This is a genomic window from Pseudanabaena sp. UWO311 (assembly GCF_006937785.1).
GTDB lineage: Bacteria > Cyanobacteriota > Cyanobacteriia > Pseudanabaenales > Pseudanabaenaceae > Pseudanabaena.
On sequence record NZ_SJEE01000030.1, the window covers coordinates 25,077 to 45,153 of the forward strand.

A 20,077-nucleotide genomic window follows, 5' to 3' on the forward strand; every position below is an offset into this window, starting at 1 on the left:
ATTAATAATGCTAGATTTATTGCTTGTTGCTGCTTTAGGATTTTTAGGGAGTTTTGGTCATTGTGTGGGCATGTGTGGCCCCTTGACCGTTGCTTTCTCGCTTTCAGGTAAAGAAAGCAACTCCAAAGATAGTTCTAAAAATAATCCTAGAAATAATTCTAGAAGTTGGCAACAGCATTTGTATTTTCATGCATTGCTAAACCTTGGCAGAATTTTTAGCTATGCGATCGCAGGGGCAGCTATTGGGGCGATCGGGTCGGTATTAGTTGCGGGTGGACAGTTAGCAGGTTTGGAGAGCGATCTGCGGCGTTGGCTAGCAATTTTGACGGGTATGCTTTTGGTGTGGATGGGAATTGTGCAGATCAAGCCTGAAGGTTTGCCAAATATTCCTTTTCTCAATCCGATGGCTCAGGTTGGTCTACATCAACGCCTCAACAACGCGATGATGAAATTATCACTGCATTCTCATCCATTCACTCCTGCTTTATTAGGTATGACATGGGGATTGATTCCCTGTGGATTTCTCTACACTGCTCAAATCAAGGCTGCCGAAACTAGTAACATGACGCAGGGTGCGCTAACGATGTTGGCGTTTGGATTGGGAACTTTACCCTCGATGCTGGGTATTGGTGTATTTGCAGGTTTATTAAGTCGCGATCGCCGTAGTCAGTTATTTAGAATGGGTGGCTGGATTACTCTCACCATCGGCATCTTAACGCTATTGCGAACTAGCGATATGGTGGATTACACAGGTCATGCAGGTTTGATTTTGCTGATCCTTGCTCTCGCTGCACGTCCCCTCAGTCAGATTTTTAAGTCTTGGTCAGCGTTAATGACCTATCGAAGAGCGATCGGTGTTGGTGCATTTATTCTCTCTCTTGCCCATACATTCCATAAAATCGAGCATACTTTCCAATGGAACTTCGATGCTTTATCCTTCATGATTCCGCAGCACCAAATCTCAATCTGGCTAGGCGCGATCGCGATCGCGCTGATGACTCCTGCTGCCCTCACGAGTTCCGATTGGATGGTAAATAAACTGGGTAAAGCTTGGCGCTATGTGCATTTGCTCTCGGTTCCCGCGTTGATATTAGCGTCAGTACATACCATTGCGATCGGTTCTAACTATCTCGGCGCAGTAAATTGGACTCCTAAAAACTGGATTTTGACGATTTTATGTGGGGTGATTTCGGTGGGGACTTTGTTAATTAGGGCTTGGAAATTCCGCGATCGCAAATTAAATAAAAACTAAATTTGACTGCTAGTTAAACAGTTTTTCATATTAGTTTCAGCTAACTTACAACTAGAAATAGGTGAAGAAGCCGAAATGGATTATTGCTCCCTTCTTGATTGTGAATAGTGCGGTAAAGATCATCCTGTAAGCCAAAATCATCTTCAATCACCCAATCCTCTACCATGTTAATTTTCTGACGATATTTATTAAGTCTTTGACAAACTCTTTCAATACATTCCTTTAACTTACCATCAACTACAAAGCCAACCATTGCTGCACAGTCATGTGCTGGACTATAAATTCCATTAATAAAACGCATTACCCCATTATTTACATAGTGTGTCGCTAAATCCTTATCTTTTCCTTCTGTACTACTACTAATTCGTTTGCACTCTATCCCAAAATAATCTTCCTCTGTTCCCCAGCCATAAAACATCTTGAAATCAATAAAGCCATCAGGTTTTAAGCTTTTGCTAGATCTTCTTGATGCAGGCTCATTCACAATCTGAGGTGGTCCAGTGATTCCAAGATTTTTCTTCACTTCCCACATCTCATTATGTAAGGCTCCTGCGATTGTATCTTCATCCCAAGTGACAAGAATTTCACCTTTCTTGGAAAGCTTTTCCCAAGCATCTCTAATCAGTCGTAAGACTGTAATGATTATGTCTTGCCTAAAAATAGTAATAGGTTGTCCAACAACATTAGACTCATCCAATGGCAGCACGATTTACCCCCAAATGTTCAGAAAGAATAAGATCAGCATCATTTAATCCAGCAGAGCGACTCCAAAAACGTTTTTGGGCAGGTTTGATGATGTAGATATCCTGACCAGTATAGATTCGCAGATCTCGACGGGTATAAATGCGATCGGCAATTTGCTGAGGTAACTGCTCAGCTATACGCCCTAGAATTACTTTTAACTCTTGAGCTTGTGTAGTCTGAACTATTTGTTCTTGGCTAGATTCAGGTACTAAGCTAAATTTAACTACTTGTAAAGGGGATTTTCCCACTTCTAAGATATTAGCTACTAATACTCTTTCTCGCAAAGTCTGAAGAAAAGGTTGAAGTACTCTAATAAGTTCTATAGCATACAGTTCTAAATCAGAAAGTTGAGGTCGTTGAAAAGCTACTGATTTCTCTCGATTCATATACAAATCAATAGTTATACCAACAGTATCCTTGATTAAAACCTGCTCTGTATCATTTAAATTATAAAGACTGAATACAGCATCATCTAGCTGTATCTTTAGATTTAAATAAGAAAAAGAATTATTATGCTCAATCAATTGACTTTCTAAGTCAATAATTTGAGAAACAATATGTGCATTACTTTTAGTTGGAGAAGGAACTGGAAGGCGTGCTATATCTTGCATCATCAGAGTTTTGCGGGCAACTCCCCATGACGATGATGTCATGAATAAAAAATAATTTGTTAGAGAAGAATTGATAATACCATTTAAATAGTAAGCCAAATATTCAGAACTTTTTGGGATCGAAATCCCATAATAGCTCTTTGTATACATTATATCTTCCTGACTAAAAGCTGAGAAGACACCTGTTGATTCTACTTTCTCAGGAACTATAATTAATGGAGCTTTATATGTTTGATAATCTCTTGGCTCTCCCAACTTGCTATATGGAAGAATATCTAATTTAGTTGTATCAATCCTATATTTTGTCATTAATCCAGAGGGGAGCCATTTGTGACTTTTTAAATCTTGCGGTACTTCTTGTCTCTGATTGCCTACCTTAAATCCATTCTTTAAAGAGCTTTTTGCTACTTCCTCAATACTCGGAAATTCTTCTCTTAATTTTTGGATCAGTGCTAAATCTCTAGCACTTCCCCATGTGGCAACCTTGAGCATATCAGGATCTGATGCCACACCGTAAACTGGCAATTTCTTAATATCTTCAACCCCAATTTCCAGAATTCCATGTTTTTTGTAGTCTATAGAACGTTGTGGACAGACAAAGTAACAAAAATCCTTGGTCTCTGAACGCCGACCTTCTAAAATTAAAATAATTGCAGGAGCTTCAGAATTAGGAAATAAATTCTCTCTATATAGTTTTGAGAGATTAATAATTACTCTCGGCGTAAAGTGAAGTAGAAGAGCTTTTTTTGCTTCCTTAGATCTAGAGGAATTACTAAAAAATGCTCTTGCATGTAAAATAAGTCCAATTTGAGTATTTATATTTGCAAAATCGTTAGCACGCCACAAGAATGCTTGATCAGGTGGATCTCCAAATGCTAGAGGATATCCTTTTGGGTATTCTTTTTCAGATCGCTCACGGCTGCAATATATTGAAGCTGACTTCGTGAATTTAGATTTAGTCCAAGGAGGATTCCCTACAATTGCATTAATCTTTTTATTAGTAAGAGCTTCCACTTTATTAAACTTATCTGTCTCATCGAAAATATCGCAAGAAAATAGGCTTCTATCAATTAAAGGCTGAAACTTTAAGTTGCGTGATAAATGCTTGTATTGTTCTAGCTCTTGATCAAGCTCTAAAGCAGTTAGATATAAACTAAAAGCAGCGATCTGAATCGCCTGTGGTTCAATATCTACACCGTAAATTTGATTGTATAGAGTGTTGCGAACAAGTTGTCGAGAGGGTTCTTCTCCTTGCAAACAACGCTTGATTACTAATCTTCTTAGTGACTCAACTAAGAACAAACCTGAACCACAAGCTAAATCTAAAATTTTGGCATCGCCATCAAGCTTTTTGAACACCTCATCAAGTACTAAATCAACGAGGTTAACAGGTGTGTAGTGTACGCTCGTTTCTTCAGCAGTTTGTGAATCTTTAGCATATAGAAAGTTTTCATAAATCGAACTAATCAGTTCGACAGGAATTACTTTGAAGTCATAAAATTTCCACAGTCTTCCTTGACCTGTTTTAATCTCTACTTCACCACCCACTAAATCTTTAACAATTTCAAGATGCCTTATTTCATAAGTGTTTTGCAAACTACTAGAAGACAAAGGGAACATATCTCCATTGAATGTTTCTTGCAACCATGCAAAAAGATTGCGAGTAGAGGAAATATCATCTAGTAAATTAGTAAAACTATTGACATTAAAGCGAGAATGAAAGAACTGTGTATCTAAAATCCCTCGATCTTCAAGATAGGCGACAAAGATAGATTGCATTAAGAGGGCATGAGCAACTTCAGATTTCAGTCCTTTTGCTGTTAGCTTCTTCTCTGCCTCTCGTAAATCCTCTACTAGGACACGATCAACTCTTTTTTTTCGGTCAATTTGCTTGGCATTCTGCCATTGCCAAAACTCCCCAGATTCAATTTGGAGACGGCTAGCATGTTCGTTCAGTTCTTTTAGGCTTGATTCTGTATCTTCAAATATCTTAATTAAATTATGTTCATCAGGATTATTTTCTTGAGTAGGCTTGGAATAACAGTTATACAAGCGTACGCTTGTAGGCGTGACAACCCATAACATTGGCGCTAAGCCATGATTCCAAGACAGCTTATGCAACCGTGCTAATTCTTTAGGGTCTGGCTCAGACTCAGCTAGCTGAGTGAAATAAATACAAGGCGAACCTGACAACTCAAAGATTGCCGTAGCATTGATCTGACCTGGATCAATAACAGCACTGTACTTAATACGTTTCTCAAGTTGTTGCTTGTCATGGCGAAGAGACTCAGCAGTTATCACACCTGATGTAGGTACACCACTCCTATAGAAGCCTGACTCCTCCATGACACGCTGATATAGATTTCCCGTAGTAGATTTGGCAGACATTTCTATTTAGATGCCTCAATGGTGAGCAGATTTAAAAACTCAAGTTCCTTAAAAATTGTCTGAAGAGAGAAGAACTTACTGGAAGTATTGCTCGTTTTTATTTTATATTTTTTGTCCCAAAGGTAGATAAATTCGGGACTCTTGGGTCTACCAAAGCTCTCAATCATAACAATCAATTTTTGTCTAGACAGCTTAATATATCAGAAAAAATAGACTTTAGACTTTAGTTTGGATTATATTTCGGGGTTTTTTGGAACAATATTGCATAGAAATATTAATGAACAGTTGTACGTTCATGCACCCAAGTGTTGATAATTCAGCTTTAATTCTTGAGGTGTTTGAATTGGTTTATTGCTTTCCAGATTGACAAAAATACCCGATTATTCAGCGATCGCTGCTACTTTGCCATTAACGTCGCTGCATTAACAGTCCATCGCAGTGCTTCTACATTCTTCATTCACAGCATACCAAATGGGCTATCGCAAAGCTCATCAAATCTTCCATTTGCAAATTAGCAATATTTTCAAAATCATACAGATTGCACGTTAGTAGAGTTGTACTTTTAGAAATAGCGATCGCCACTTTATCTACAAGGCGCTATTTGCGATCGCGATCGGTAATAGCAAAAGCAGATCGCTTATAAAGCCAAACCTTCCAACCCCAAAAAATCAGCTTGCAATTATAATATCCTTAGCCAATTGTCGATGAGGAAAAAAACTAATGGTGCAAAGCATTGACAAGAAAAATGAACCGCGTAATCCAGACTCTCTAGATGCAGAGCTTTTACAAGCGATCGCCATCATGCCCCAAGACATAAAAATCGCTGTTTTGGATTATGCAGAATATCTAATTAACAAACACACTCAAAGCATTTCCAAATCCATCCCTCAAACATCTCTCAAAAAACGTCAAGCAGGATTACTAAAAGGAAAAATTTGGATGTCTGATGATTTTGATGCACCATTAGACGAAATGAAGGATTATATGTAAATGCTTCTAGATACTCATACCTTACTCTGGTTTCTGAATGATGATATAAAGCTCCCTTCAAATATCAAGCAGCAAATTGAACAAGCTAGTCATACATACATCAGCATTATTTCCATTTGGGAAATAGCAATAAAAATTGGAATTGGTAAACTGAAAGTAGAATTTGAATTTCAAGATCTACCAGAGATCTTGTTACAACTAGATATTCAGATATTGCCGATCGCTTTTGCAGACACTGAAATCTACATAGATTTACCTCTCCATCATCGCGATCCTTTTGATCGCATGTTAATTGCTCAGGCAATACACCAAAGTTTAGCGATAGTAGGCTGTGACGCAGTTTTTGACAACTATCCAGTACAGAGGATTTGGGAATAGGTTGATTGCAATAATTTAGCGATCGCTGTTTTTTCAAGGCTCTATTTGCGATCGCACTTGAATGATCACAACATGCGATCATCTAGCAACTTTTTGGCTTCTGAGCTATAGTTATGAAATCTAAGGTAAAGACTAAATCAATGGTAGTCCAGCAGCAAGCCAGCCAAGAAAAAATTATACCACTAAGCGATCGCATCATTCCCCTTCAAGTTGCGACTCAAACAAATGTGCAAATAGAGCAAGTACTCTTAGATATTACCAATCGACTTGTAAACGAATTTAGACCAGAAAACATTTTTTTATTTGGTTCTCATATTTGGGGAACCCCTCACAAAGATAGCGATCTGGATTTACTGGTTATTGTCACTGAAAGCAATCTCTCCTCTAGCAAACGTTCTTCTATTGCTTACCGATGCTTAAGAGATATTCCTTATCCCTTAGATATTTTAGTAAAAACCAGAAGAGAAATAGAAAAATTTGCACAGATTCCAATATCTCTAGAGCATCAAATATTAAATAAAGGAAAATGTCTTTATGGATAGTAAAGATGAATTAGTGCAAAATTGGCTTATCAAAGCTCAACACGACTTACTCGCCGCAAAAAAACTGAGTATCGAGCCAGAAATCTATGGAGATATTGCAATCTATCATTGCCAACAATCAGCCGAAAAAGCCGTAAAAGGTTTTTTGATCTTACATGACCAAGAATTTCCGAGAACCCATGATATTCGTTTGCTTATTCAATTAGCGATTAGGATAAACTCAAGTTTCGAGCATTATCAAGAAACCTCAGAAATACTCACTCCTTATGCCACAGAGTTTCGATACCCAAGCGATGTAATGCAACCGAACCCAGAAGAATTAGAGGATGCGCTAATTAAAGCAGAAGAGCTTTTTGATTTTGTCAATTCTCTTCTTCCTGATAAAATCAAAATTTCTTAGCTTAAGCACAACTAAAGATAAGAAAAATGATTGCCTCTTTCCTTTATCACTGATGTTACGTGGAAGGAATTTCTGTGATGGCATAGGATTAGGGCTGGCACGAGGGCACACCCCCTACAAGATCTAAATTATTCAGGTAGGGGCAATCCCCCCGTGGTTGCCCTACTTCGCGATTCAGCAAGAGTTCATCATCTGAGTTCCACGTAACATCAGTTATCGCTCAACTTCTGACTTTTGAGATGATTATTTTTTTCTATAAAGACTCTGTTTGCACTTGATGATGACAAATTGCGATCGCCCAGATTGTCAAATCGTCCAATCGCAAATTAGCAATATTTTCCAAACTGATGAATCAAAGATCGTGATGCTTCTTGATAACGTGATGCCTCTTCAAAAAACATCTCAACCTCGTATTTTATGTATATAAAAAATAAAAGAAAATATTCACCAGTCTTTACTTTAGATTACACCCTGTCATTTGGTGATTAATATGCAGTAATTTAAATATGTGCGTTTACTTAAAGTGATATGACCCCAACCCTCCCCACCGAGCAAATCGATCGCATTGTGTGGAATCAACACCACGACCCCTTTACAGTCCTTGGTCCCCATGAAATTGAGCAAGAAGGTAAGTCGGTATGGGTGGTTAGAGCTTATCTACCCGACGCAGAGGCAGTATATGTAGTTAATTCCGAGAAAAATCAAGAATATCCGATGCATTCCGTGCATCATCCTCACTTTTTTGAATGTGTACTCAGTGACGAGCCCCACCTGTTTAATTACCAGTTTCGAGTTAAGGCTGGAGACAGCGATCGGCTAATTCACGATCCCTACTATTTCAGATCCCCATTACTGACTGAATTTGACGCTCACCTATTTGGTGAAGGTACGCATTACCAGATTTACGAAAAAATGGGCGCACACCCCACCACAATAGACGGCGTGAGTGGAGTTTATTTTGCGGTTTGGGCACCCAATGCCCGTAATGTATCGGTCATCGGCGACTTTAATAGCTGGGATGGACGAAAGAACCAAATGCGTAAAGGCAATACAGGCATTTGGGATCTGTTTATTCCTGAATTAGTAGTTGGTACAGTTTACAAATACGAAATTAAAAGTCCTGAAGGGCATATCTACGAAAAATCCGACCCCTATGGCTATTTTCAGGAAGTGCGTCCTAAAACCGCCTCGATTGTCACCGATCTCAGTACCTACGAATGGAATGATCAAGCATGGCTAGACAAGCGCCGCACTGAAGATCCTCTTAAAAAGCCAATCTCAGTCTATGAAATGCATCTTGGCTCATGGATGCACGCCTCGGCAGCCAATCCTCCTGCTAGTGGATACCAGAGCGTATCAGCCGCTGATCTTAAACCTGGAGCAAGATTTCTCACCTATCGCGAACTCGCCGAAGACTTGATCCCCTACGTCAAGGAGATGGGCTATACCCACATTGAAATGATGCCTGTAGCCGAGCATCCCTTCGATGGCTCATGGGGCTATCAAGTGACGGGTTACTATGCCGCCACATCGCGCTATGGCACACCTCAAGACTTGATGTACTTCATCGATAAGTGTCACCAAAACGATATTGGCATTATTGTTGACTGGGTTCCTGCCCACTTCCCTAAAGATGGACATGGTTTATCCTTCTTTGATGGCACGTTTCTCTATGAACCCGCCGATGTCCGCATTGGTGAACATAAAGAATGGGGAACCAAAATCTTTAACTACAAACGCAGTGAAGTTAAGAATTTCTTGATTGCCAATGTACTGTTCTGGTTCGACAAATATCACATCGATGGAATCCGCGTCGATGCAGTTGCTTCGATGATCTATCGCGATTACAACCGCGAACCAGGTACATGGCTTGCCAACGAGTACGGCGGTCGCGAAAGTCTCGAAGCGATCGAGCTATTCCGTCATTTACATAGCATCCTGTTTACCTACTACCCAGGCGCTTTATCCATTGCCGAAGAGTCTACCTCTTGGCCAATGGTGACATGGCCCGCTTATTCAGGTGGGTTAGGCTTCAACCTGAAGTGGAATATGGGCTGGATGCATGACATGCTGGATTATTTCAAGCTTGATCCATATTTCCGTGGACATAACAATAATTATCTCACCTTCAGTATTTGGTATGCCTTCAGCGAAAACTTCATGTTGGCTCTCTCCCATGATGAAGTGGTGCATGGCAAGAGTCCGATGATTGGCAAGATGCCTGGAGATGAATGGCAGAAGTTTGCGAACTTGCGTTGTCTATATGGCTATATGTTCACTCACCCTGGCAAGAAGACCATGTTTATGGGCATGGAATTTGGACAATGGGCGGAATGGAACGTTTGGGGCGATCTGGAATGGCATTTGTTGCAATATCCAAGTCACAAGACATTGCAAAAATATGTCGGCGATCTGAACAAACTACTGCGATCGCTACCTGAACTTTATACTCAAGACTTCACCCAAGATGGATTTGAATGGATTGAGTGTAATGACACCAAAAACTCAGTCATCTCTTTCTTGCGTAAAGGTCTAGAGGGCGAGTTTGTGTTGGTGGTCTGCAACTTTACGCCTGTTGTCCATCACAACTATCGTGTCGGTGTTCCTGAAAAGGGCTTCTATAAAGAAGTTCTTAATAGCGATGCCCCGATCTACGGTGGCAGCGGTGTCGGCAATCTTGGCGGCAAATATTCTGATGATTATGGCAGTCATGGCAAGCCCTATTCAGTCGATGTGACAGCGCCGCCGTTAAGTGTGGTTGTGCTGAAGTATATAGGCGAAGTCTAAAACGCAATAAAAAGGAGCGCTAAGCGCTCCTTTTTTACATGCCTCGGAAACCAATCGGTGCATCCATTTTTTCGATATCAGTAGGTTTAGGAGCTTGTCGCTTCATCTTTTGTTGATATAGATTACCAATAAAATTTAAGATAACCCCAAGGATTAATAAGCTTAATCCATAATATTGGGCTAGGGTGGGGACTTGTCTCAAAATCAAGTAAGCCATAAAAATTGTGAGAATGGGATTTATCGAAGTAGCTAAATTAAGTTCTGTTGGAGTGGCTCTCTTTAAACCTGCTAGCCAACTAAGTCTAGCAACAACTACGATTACCAATGCATAGATGAGCATCCATTGCCAAAGCAAAGGCGAAAAAGCATCAGCAAAATGTTCTTTCCCATACAAAACATTGGCTATTACAAAGAAAATTACGGTTCCCAGCAGATTGCGATAAATTGTAAAAATCCCTAAAGGAATTGATTGCAATTGCCTCTTATTATTGACTGATGAGATAGAAGTAATAATCGCCGCGATCGCTACCAGAATTTCTCCAGTTCCAATTTGGAATCCTGCCATCGTCATCATTTTTCCTGATCCCCCTAAAAGGATAGTAACCACCACGCCACCGAAGGAAGCCAGAGCACCAGCAATTGTCCAGCCATCAAGCCTTAACCCCAACAGCCAAACACTCAATACAAGCGTCAAGATTGGCTCAATACGACCAATCAAAACAACATTGGCAATATTTGTATTGCCAATCGCTGTAAACATCAAAGCAGGAGCGATCGCTCCAGTAAAAATACTCGTAATCGTTAAACTAATCCAATCTTTGCGCGTAATTGATTTGAGAACAGTTGGGTTCCAGTCACGATAAAAGAGGGGAATCATTAATCCCAATCCGCAAATATTGCCAACAAATAGGACATTACAGAGGGAGATAGGATTTCTGCCATCGATTAAATTATGTAGCCCAATGTCATTGAGTATCCGCGTGAGCGAGTTTGAGGATGCAAAAATCAAAACAGCAATAGCGAGATAGATCGAGCTTGGGATACGATTTAAGATGGTCTGGATATTACTAATTTTCATTACAAGATTTTGCGATTTAATGGGCTACAAGATTTTTAAGTTTTCAGTTACTAAAACTTAAAAATCTTACTGGGAAAGATGACAGGATTTTAGTAGCTAGCGATCGATTGGAATGTAAAATGCTGTGGATTTAGGACAGGTTCTAGTTTTAGAATCACAAGGTCTAAGATATTCTTTTTGCCAAGAATAAGGAATTGAGAGTAAGTCTCTAGAACCAGTCATTCCCTGTCCGATAAAGAGCAGCAAAGCAAAACAGTTAAGAATTATATGGATATTCCGCCAGCGATTTTGTTTATCCTTATAGATATCTTGAGTAATGGCAACTGAAATAATCATTAATATAGCCGCCGCAATGCCATAGTAATAATGGGAAAAGAACCACTCACTGTCACGGCGAAACACTTCTGGCTGCGCCCCTAACACAATTAATCCAACGGATGTTAAAGCTGCAAAAATATTTCTCCAGATTTTGACTTTTGCTTTAAACAAAAATGTGAATGCAGCAGTTGTAGCGATGAAAATAGCTACTACAGAAAAAGCTCGTAAAGAATCTTTGGAGAAGACATCATTTTTGAGAAACTTGGAAAAAATCGGATAAGCCATACCCAATAGGGCAACTCCTACGACTGAGATGCTCAACCAATTACCGATCGCTACATGCTCAGATCCTACAATTGGGGGAATCTTGCTTTTTTCGCCATCAATGACTTGCAAACGGCGCTGGCGAACTAACCAAGCGCGATTTGTGACAATGCCAATCAATGGAAACACCACAATAATTGCGATCGCAGGATGTACTAAAGCAAAAAAGTCTTCCAGTTCCATAGTCTTAATCCACGAATTAATATAGCAATTTTCACATTAATTCTCTTCTTTGTACAAAGGATTTTTTCTGAAAGCAAAAAAGAGATGTCGGGATTTTCCGACATCTCTTTTACAATAATTCCTGTAGGTTTAAGAAGCGTTAGCTACTAAGCGATCGCGTGAACTTGCATGATTTACTACATGGGGATAATCATGTTTCCATGTGCGTGAATGTAAAAACGTAGGCAGTTCAATTTTGCTAGTGGGAACTATGTCTATAGTCTGAGATTGACGCTGGATGTCCAAAGATTTAATAACATCTTGAGAATCATTTTCCAAGTCAGTCAAGACCTGTAAAGCCAGATGGAGGTGCGCTTCTAGATATTTAATACGATTTTGCAATGCCGCAATAGTGGCTTCTTCGGTATTCATAATATAACCTCCATCAGTTGACCATTACTGATTTTTATTAGTCCAAATCTGTGAAACAGAGTCTAGTTCTTATCACCGTAAATCATCATCCTACAAAAGGATGATACTCATACAGCGCCTTACAGATATTCTCATATAGCAATTTAAGGTTTTATGTTGATTGCATTTTATAATGACTTCAAGGTGTTTTTCTTGTTTACATAAATTGAATCAACAAATTCATAGCTAACTCTGAACGTAAAGTCTTAATCATTACTGACAGCTATGACGAGCTTGTTTATGGGAAGCTTTTACCATCTGCCGATACGAATATCATAGAGCATCGTCAAAATCGCTACCAAATTCACCAATGCGAATCTCCCTTATTAAAATCTTTAGAAATTTATCTTCAAGAAGATCCTGACTGCATTTTACTAGACTGGGAGTTGCCAAATCTAGATAGGGAAAAGATTTTACAACTATTGAATTCCAAACAAATCCCTGTATTAATTTTGGTAAGTGCAGCTAACGAGGAATTAATATCTCTGATTGAGCAAGATTATCAGGATTATTTAGTTAAAGAAACTCTCACTAAGGAATTAATTTTCTCTACGTTGCGAAATGCGATCGCCCAAAAGAAACAACAACAAAACCTCATTCACGATCGCTCAGAAGCATTGTTGGAAAAGCAAAATCGCCAGAAAGTGGAGCTATCTCTTCGGGAGAGCCAGCAATTTATTCAGAAAATTGCTGATGCATCTCCCAATATTCTCTATCTCTATAACGTTCAAGAGCAGCGAAATATTTATTCAAGCCGCGAGATTTATGCAACACTTGGCTATACCCCACAGGAAGTTCAGGAAATGGGAGCCAATTTCTTCCTCAATCTCATGCATCCAGAAGACCTAGATAAAGTGGCTGCCAACTTAGCGTTGATTTGTGCTGCTGCCGATGGGAAAATCATTGATATGGAGTATCGGATGAGACACGCTAATGGAGAATGGCGATGGCTTTACAGTCGTGACTCCGTATTTAGTCGAGATGATCGCGGTGCAGTACTCATGAAAATTGGGATAGCGCAGGATATTACCGATCGCAAACTTGCCGAGATCCAAGTACAACAGCAGGCAAATCGCCAAAGCCTGATCAGTAGCATCTCACGGCGTATTCGCGCCTCCCTTAACCTCGAAGAAACTCTCAATACAACAGTTGCCGAAATATACCAAGTCTTGCAATCAGATCGGGTTTTAGTATGTCAAATATATGCCAATAGGACAAGAGCCGTAATCGCGGAATCTGTCTCTCCTAGATTTGCTTCAATGTTAGATAATATCTACTTTGAAGGAACTCTTTCAGAAGAAATGTATGACAGTTACTTACATCGAGAAATATATTCTTTAGAGGATATTGAGACTGAATCTGTCCCACCTTGTTTGCTAGAGTCTCTCCAAGAACTTGAAGTTAGAGCCAAAGTTGTTGTACCTATTCTTCAGGATCAACAACTTTGGGGGATGTTGATAGTCCATCAATGCGATCGCCCTCGCCATTGGCAAGAATGGGAAATAGATCTATTACAACAACTATCTAGTCAATTTGCGATCGCAATTCAACAAGCTAGCGCGTATCAGCAACTACAGCTAGAACTACGCGATCGCCAACGTGCTGAACTGCTAATTCGTCAGCAAGCGGTTCGAGAGTCTTTGCTACATGATCTCATGCAGAGAATTCGTCAATCCCTTGATTTGCATACTATTTTTGATACCGCGACCCTAGAAATCCATCAATTCCTCCAAGCTGATCGAGTTTGCATTTACAAATTTACGCCCAACACTAATTTTAGTGATGGTGAATTTGTTGCTGAATCTGTAGTTGATGAATTTGATTCAGTTATCACATCTGAGCTTCATGAGGATCGCTTCGGGGAAGAATATGCCGAATCATATCGTCTCGGTAATTTCAGGCTGTAGATGATATATACAATGAAGGGCTTACGCCATGTCATATTGATATTTTGGCATTGTTTCAAATTCGGGCAAACTTAATCGTTCCAATACTAAATGGGAATGATTTGTGGGGACTACTCTGTATTCATCAATGTTCAGCCCCTCGTCACTGGGAAGCAGAGGAAGTTAGCTTAGTTCAGCAAATCAGTAATCAACTAGCGATCGCGATTCAACAAGCTAGCCTGTATCAGCAGGTGCAGGAAGAACTCGCGGACAAAGAAGCGCTATACATGCAATTAGCTAACGAACTGCATCAGAAAAAAGTGTTGCTTAAAGAAGTGCATCATCGGGTCAAAAACAATTTGCAAGTAATGTCTAGCCTTCTAAGAATGCAGTTTCGCAAAACCACCCCTGAATTAAAAATCTTGATTGAAGAATATCAAAATCGTATTCAGTCTATGGCGCTAATTCATGCCCAACTTCATAACAATGAAGATCTTGCTAACATCAACTTCCGAGAATATATTTCTGACTTAATAGCTAATCTGTTTCAATGCTATGTCAATCATTCAGAACATATTGAATATAAATTGGATGTTATTAATATTTTCTTGCCTCTAGAGCAATCAATTTCTCTAGGGCTAATCATCAACGAATTAATATCAAATACCTTGAAATATGCTTTTCCTAGTGGATATGGTGAAATCAATATTCAGTTAACGCAAGCTGAACATCAATATCATTTAATAGTAGCTGATGATGGTATTGGTCTCCCTCCAGACCTTGACTTAGCAAACACAGAGAGTTTAGGTATGCAGTTAGTCAATAGCTTAACAGACCAACTTGAAGGAACACTTCTATATAATGGTGAGAAGGGAACGAAGTTTCAAGTGTTTTTTCCTGTAGTCTAAAGTTTATAGCTGTCACTATATATAGTAATCCCTAAAATTAGTGAGAAAGAAACCCTTCGGGTTTCTTTCTCACTAATTTTTACAATCTCGTAAATTTTGTTAAGGGTTTTCTATGCCTTAGCATTGCTATATAATGTAGATCACAAACATAAAAATATAATTTATAAATATAGTTTAGAAGTTTCCTTTAGCAAGTGAAAATTGGGGGTATGACACTTATTATAAGATAAGTATTTATACTTATCTTATACATTTCTTTGACTTGTTATAAGAATGTCAACTTAGTAAATCTACAAAAGTCACAGACTCCCAATAAAATTTACTTTTTCGCTTGCATACTAGTAGATTTCTACTTATAAAAGAGGTCAGAATAGTGAGTATCCAAGTAGTAATAGTTGAAGATGAAAGACTTGTCGCGCAAGATATTGCCCAAGTACTAAGGGATGAAGGATATATTGTTTGCGCGATCGCTTCCGATGGGGAAACTGCAATCAAAAAAATCTTAGAATTTTCTCCCGATTTAGTCTTGCTAGATATTCGGATCAAAGGAGAAATAGATGGTATTGATGTTGCCAAGTTCGTTCAATCTTTCTGTGATATCCCCATCGTTTATCTGTCAGCTTTCTCAGATACAGAAACCTTAAAACGGGCTCAACTGACTACTAATCCGATGGGATATGTGGTTAAGCCATTTCGTAGTGAGCAACTCCTAACGACTGTCAAGATCTCCTTAACAACGCATAGCTCCAAACAAGATAAAAATCAAGAGTCACAGATCAAAAGCAAATTCCTCTCAATTATTAGAGATGAACTTCGCAACCCTCTCAATGCAATTTTAGGCTTCTCAGAATGTTTAAAAGAAGAGATGCTTGGCTCCGTTAATGTCGAGCAAGTAGAGGCTTTGCAAGTTATTAATAGTAGCGGCAATCATTTATTAAGACTGATTAACAACATCATCGATTTATCAATGCTAGAATCTGGGCAGTTTAATTTACAGCTTGGACTGATGTCTATCTCTTCAACCTGTCATGTTATTGTAGAACATATTCAAAAGAATGCTGTCAACAAGCAGATTTATCTTGAAACCAAAATTCAAGATGATCTTCCCTTACTGCTGTTAGATGAACGACGTATTTTTAAGGTTCTAGTTGATTTACTTGAAAACGCGATAAAATTTACCCCAGACAATGGACATGTTACTTTGGAAGTAATCCATGAACAGCAAATTGAGCAAAAGTCTTTTATTCGGATTGCCATTACTGATACAGGTATTGGTATTTCTCCAGAAAATCTTCATCAATTATTTCAACCCTTCAATCAAGCTGATACTAGTCTCAACCGTAAATATAGTGGGATGGGGCTGGGGCTAGCTTCTGTCAAACGAGTTATTGAATTGCACGGGGGCAGAATAGAAGCAACTAGTGAATTGGGTGTGGGAAGTTGCTTTACAGTTTATTTACCTTGTGGTCAAGCGTGATCCCTTACAGGGCTTTGTACTCAAACCAGAACCAAGAAATTTTTTAAAACTGTTGCAAAGCAACAGTTTTAAAAAATTTCTTGTGGTTCATTTGATCGAAAATTGCTGTATATCTTTAATCAGTCAGGACGCGCTATAAAGTTTTAAAGCCAATGAAGGTAATGCTAAATGATATTTGCGGTTGATGTTGATTATCGAAGTGGGAAGGCGGTAGCAGCAGGAATTGTCTTTCATGATTGGGAAGCCCATACACCTGACAGCACATTTATCACTCAAACCGATCAAGTTGCGGAGTATCAACCAGGCGAGTTTTATAAACGCGAGATGCCAATTATTTTGCTGCTTTTAGAAAAACTCCCCCAACTCCCCAAGATCATTGTGATTGATGGTTATGTCTATCTCGATCGCTATCAAAAAGCTGGACTAGGTTATCACCTATACAATGCACTGAATGCCCAAGCTGCTGTAATTGGCGTAGCCAAAAGTCGCTTCAAAGATATACCGACAGAAGCTGAGGTATTTAGAAGTGATAGTCATCGTCCACTATATGTAACTGCGATCGGTATTGAGGAATCTGAAGCAAGAGATTTGATTAAAAAAATGCATGGTAATCATCGATTACCGACAATGCTAAAAGCTGTAGATAGACTTTGCCGAGATTCTCTATTAATCCCAAATCCAAGCCTGTAAGGTTGCGCCCATGCGGGGCGCAACCTTACAGGCTTGGATTTGTCTCTGCACAGGTACTTATAGATAAAATGACAACATATGGATACAGTATTATTCGATCTTGATGGAACTTTAACCGATCCCAAAATTGGGATTACAACTTGTATTCAATATGCGCTCAACCAACTTGACTACGATGCACCAGAAACCGATCAACTCCTTTGGTGCATTGGTCCACCATTGACAGTCAGTTTTGCCAAATTACTCCAAACTACCGATCAAATAATGATCGATCGCGCCATTACCCTTTATCGCGAACGCTTTGCCACAGTTGGTCTATTTGAGAATGTTCTGTATCCACAAATTCCTGAGACTCTAAAACTCATTCGCGCCGCAGGCTATCAGACCTACATTGCCACATCCAAACCCCATGTGTTTGCTAAGCGGATTCTTGAGCATTTTGAGATAACTGCTCTGTTTGATGGCATTTATGGCAGTGAATTAGACGGCACTCGCAGCGACAAAGGAGAGCTAATTCGTCATATTCTCCTGGCTGAAAATTTGAGTCCTGACACAACAGTGATGGTAGGCGATCGCTCCCATGATGCGATCGGTGCTAAAAAAAATCAGCTATTAGCGATCGGTGTTACCTATGGTTATGGCACAGAGGAGGAGCTCCGAATTCATGGAGTAGATTTGATTGCTAACTATCCTATGGAGATTACCAAATATTTGTAATACTATTGGGGCTTTGTTGTGCCATAGGCACAATTGCCGTTAAACCCAAAAAGTTAATAGCGGCGCGAAGCGCCGCTATTAACTTTTTGGGTTTAACGGCAAAAGCTATATTTCGCTATATTTTATAGATGATATGCGATGATTTATAGCGTTATCGCATTCATTCCGAGGTTGTCCTATGCCCAAAGCGATCGCTCAAGCAGATACTTTTCTTAAAAAAAAGCTGCTTGGCTCAACGGATTTAGCCGATTCTGAGAAGATTTTTGTCAAAAAAGATCAAGCTTTTTTTGTAACCGAATATTGCCCTGATCGTAACCAACATCTTTTACTGACGCTTGCATCTCCCTTTACCGCTAAGGACGGCAAAGCCCAACTCCAAAAGGTCTATGCTTACGAGCCACATATCAAAATAGAAGGACAAGATCTCAATCAGCTGATCAAGTTACCAGTCAAATATTGCTCACAATTAGATAACGACCAAGCCATCTTTGGTCCTGGTTGGCGGCAGTGTAATACGACTAGCAACACCATGTTAGCTGACTATCTGCTATCTGGAGCCTTGACAACCATGGCGAAAGCGCAGGGATTTCCAGAACCAGAGTCAGTCTATATGCGACTAGTGGGCAAGTATGGAGATACGATTGATCATGATGCTCAAACATGGGCTTTAAAAGAACTTGGTATTGAGTCTTACTTTAGCTACTCGCTCTCCGCCAAAGATATTTTATTATCGCTTAAAGCGAATATCCCTGTGGTGGTAGGATTTGCTTATAAAGGGAGCGGTCACATTTGTATTATCGTCGGGCATGATCCTACCCAGAAAGTATGGCTTGTTCATGATCCTTACGGTACTCGTCATGGCGCAAGTGATAGTTATGATGTTGGTGTTGGCGGTGCTTACGATCCCTATAGCTACGATGTGATGCAGCAAATTTTTTGGGATAGCGGCGGTGAGTCTGGCTGGGGCAGAATTGTCACCAGCATTAAGGGCAAACCCACAGGTTTACCTTCGGGACTATAAACTCATCAAAAAATTACAGCGCTTTGCGCTCAAACCCAAATCGATAAATTTTTTTTAAATTTATTCTGCTTCTTTTCGTAAACTGCTGTAATATTTTGCCTTGCTTTATAGGATGTTTGAGAAGTTTTGCTTCTGCCCCCCTAGCCCCCCCAATGCTGGGGGGAACCAGATTCAAGTCCCCCAGCATTGGGGGATTTAGGAGGCGAGAACATTGATTTTAACTGAAAATTTTGCGCGTATTGACTGCTCAAACACGCTCTTACAGGGCGCGATATTACAACAAGATTTAATTGAGGTATTAAGGCATCGTGAGTATTTTAGAACCGAAGCAATTAGTTGAATCACTAGGTTTTTGGGGCGGGCATCTGGCAATTTGGTCAATTATCTTTGCCGAATCAGGTCTATTTGTCGGGTTCTTTTTGCCAGGAGATTCACTTCTATTTGCCGCAGGTTTTTTGGCTTCGCAAGGTTTCCTCAATATATTTGCGCTGATAGTTGGATGTTTTATCTGTGCAGTAGTTGGCGATAACGTTGGTTATGCTACAGGTAAGCGCTTTGGGCATAAATTATTCTCTAAAGAAGATTCTCTATTTTTTCATAAGAATCATATTGTCAAAGCCCAAAAGTTTTATGACAAGCATGGCAAAAAAACAATTGTCCTAGCGCGTTTTATGCCTGTAGTGCGCACCTTTGCCCCAATCGTGGCAGGCATCGGCAAGATGGACTATGCCACCTTCTTTAAGTTCAATCTACTCGGTGGATTGGTCTGGACATTTGGTTTATGTACATTAGGGTTTTTACTTGGCAAGAGTATTCCCGATGTTGACAAATATTTGCTTCCAATTACCTTAGCGATCGTCGTTATTTCAGTTGTCCCTTCCCTTTTACATTTACTGCCAGAACGCAAAAAATAAATAGAAATATAGCAAAGCG

At 39.6% G+C, this 20,077-nt stretch carries 18 protein-coding genes; 13 read left to right on the top strand and 5 right to left on the bottom strand.

Features of this window, described 5'->3' with window-relative positions; genetic code table 11:
- Positions 1 to 7: 7 nt before the first annotated feature.
- Complete coding sequence (locus PseudUWO311_RS18745) at positions 8 to 1,252, top strand: sulfite exporter TauE/SafE family protein (RefSeq protein WP_142656752.1); 1,245 nt, start codon at positions 8 to 10, stop codon at positions 1,250 to 1,252.
- 40 nt (positions 1,253 to 1,292) lie between these two features.
- On the opposite strand, the gene PseudUWO311_RS18750 is transcribed toward PseudUWO311_RS18745, so the two are convergent.
- Together PseudUWO311_RS18750 and PseudUWO311_RS18755 are read right to left on the bottom strand one after the other, a co-directional pair.
- On the bottom strand, positions 1,293 to 1,958 hold the full coding sequence (locus PseudUWO311_RS18750; RefSeq protein ID WP_142656753.1) for a hypothetical protein: 666 nt from the start codon (positions 1,956 to 1,958) through the stop codon (positions 1,293 to 1,295).
- Entirely contained in the window at positions 1,942 to 4,995 is a 3,054-nt protein-coding gene (locus PseudUWO311_RS18755) for a class I SAM-dependent DNA methyltransferase (protein ID WP_142656754.1), read from the bottom strand. Before PseudUWO311_RS18755 ends, PseudUWO311_RS18750 begins: the two co-directional genes overlap by 17 nt.
- A gap of 720 nt (positions 4,996 to 5,715) precedes the next feature.
- On the opposite strand from PseudUWO311_RS18755, the gene PseudUWO311_RS18760 reads away from it, so the two are divergent.
- The 5 genes from PseudUWO311_RS18760 (at position 5,716) to glgB (ending at position 10,092) form a co-directional block, all read left to right on the top strand.
- Positions 5,716 to 5,985 (top strand): DUF2281 domain-containing protein, encoded by a 270-nt coding sequence (locus PseudUWO311_RS18760; RefSeq protein ID WP_142656755.1) that lies wholly within the window; start codon positions 5,716 to 5,718, stop codon positions 5,983 to 5,985.
- A complete protein-coding gene (locus tag PseudUWO311_RS18765) occupies positions 5,986 to 6,363 on the top strand; it encodes a type II toxin-antitoxin system VapC family toxin (protein WP_142656756.1) in 378 nt (125 codons plus the stop codon).
- Positions 6,364 to 6,476: 113 nt separating this feature from the next.
- Entirely contained in the window at positions 6,477 to 6,905 is a 429-nt protein-coding gene (locus PseudUWO311_RS18770; protein ID WP_142656757.1) for a nucleotidyltransferase domain-containing protein, read from the top strand.
- Positions 6,898 to 7,305 (top strand): HEPN domain-containing protein, encoded by a 408-nt coding sequence (locus PseudUWO311_RS18775; RefSeq protein ID WP_142656758.1) that lies wholly within the window; start codon positions 6,898 to 6,900, stop codon positions 7,303 to 7,305. The genes PseudUWO311_RS18770 and PseudUWO311_RS18775 overlap by 8 nt, the downstream gene beginning before the upstream one ends.
- Positions 7,306 to 7,833: 528 nt before the next feature.
- A complete protein-coding gene (gene glgB, locus PseudUWO311_RS18780; protein WP_142656759.1) occupies positions 7,834 to 10,092 on the top strand; it encodes a 1,4-alpha-glucan branching protein GlgB in 2,259 nt (752 codons plus the stop codon).
- A gap of 34 nt (positions 10,093 to 10,126) precedes the next feature.
- On the opposite strand, the gene PseudUWO311_RS18785 is transcribed toward glgB, so the two are convergent.
- The 3 genes from PseudUWO311_RS18785 to PseudUWO311_RS18795 all read right to left on the bottom strand — a co-directional run bounded on the left by PseudUWO311_RS18785 (position 10,127) and on the right by PseudUWO311_RS18795 (position 12,406).
- A complete protein-coding gene (locus tag PseudUWO311_RS18785; RefSeq protein ID WP_142656760.1) occupies positions 10,127 to 11,170 on the bottom strand; it encodes a DMT family transporter in 1,044 nt (347 codons plus the stop codon).
- Between the two features lie 96 nt (positions 11,171 to 11,266).
- The gene (locus PseudUWO311_RS18790) at positions 11,267 to 11,995 is read right to left on the bottom strand and encodes a DUF4079 domain-containing protein (RefSeq protein WP_142656761.1); all 729 of its coding nucleotides are present in this window, start codon (positions 11,993 to 11,995) and stop codon (positions 11,267 to 11,269) included.
- A gap of 129 nt (positions 11,996 to 12,124) precedes the next feature.
- Entirely contained in the window at positions 12,125 to 12,406 is a 282-nt protein-coding gene (locus PseudUWO311_RS18795; RefSeq protein WP_142656762.1) for a hypothetical protein, read from the bottom strand.
- 461 nt (positions 12,407 to 12,867) lie between these two features.
- On the opposite strand from PseudUWO311_RS18795, the gene PseudUWO311_RS18800 reads away from it, so the two are divergent.
- The 7 genes from PseudUWO311_RS18800 to PseudUWO311_RS18830 all read left to right on the top strand — a co-directional run bounded on the left by PseudUWO311_RS18800 (position 12,868) and on the right by PseudUWO311_RS18830 (position 20,058).
- Entirely contained in the window at positions 12,868 to 14,352 is a 1,485-nt protein-coding gene (locus PseudUWO311_RS18800; RefSeq protein WP_142656763.1) for a GAF domain-containing protein, read from the top strand.
- Between the two features lie 5 nt (positions 14,353 to 14,357).
- Positions 14,358 to 15,239, top strand: a complete 882-nt coding sequence (locus tag PseudUWO311_RS18805) for a histidine kinase dimerization/phosphoacceptor domain -containing protein (protein ID WP_339375544.1) — start codon at positions 14,358 to 14,360, stop codon at positions 15,237 to 15,239.
- Positions 15,240 to 15,612: 373 nt separating this feature from the next.
- Entirely contained in the window at positions 15,613 to 16,716 is a 1,104-nt protein-coding gene (locus tag PseudUWO311_RS18810) for an ATP-binding protein (RefSeq protein ID WP_190303567.1), read from the top strand.
- Positions 16,717 to 16,884: 168 nt separating this feature from the next.
- Positions 16,885 to 17,406: an endonuclease V gene (locus tag PseudUWO311_RS18815; protein WP_142656766.1), complete on the top strand. Its 522-nt coding sequence runs from the start codon at positions 16,885 to 16,887 to the stop codon at positions 17,404 to 17,406.
- A gap of 78 nt (positions 17,407 to 17,484) precedes the next feature.
- Positions 17,485 to 18,123 carry an HAD family hydrolase gene (locus PseudUWO311_RS18820; RefSeq protein WP_142656767.1) on the top strand — a complete coding sequence of 213 codons (639 nt, stop codon included), beginning with the start codon at positions 17,485 to 17,487 and terminating at the stop codon, positions 18,121 to 18,123.
- Positions 18,124 to 18,301: 178 nt separating this feature from the next.
- Positions 18,302 to 19,144, top strand: a complete 843-nt coding sequence (locus tag PseudUWO311_RS18825) for a C39 family peptidase (RefSeq protein WP_142656768.1) — start codon at positions 18,302 to 18,304, stop codon at positions 19,142 to 19,144.
- 308 nt (positions 19,145 to 19,452) lie between these two features.
- Positions 19,453 to 20,058 carry a DedA family protein gene (locus tag PseudUWO311_RS18830; protein ID WP_142656769.1) on the top strand — a complete coding sequence of 202 codons (606 nt, stop codon included), beginning with the start codon at positions 19,453 to 19,455 and terminating at the stop codon, positions 20,056 to 20,058.
- Positions 20,059 to 20,077 lie beyond the last annotated feature (19 nt).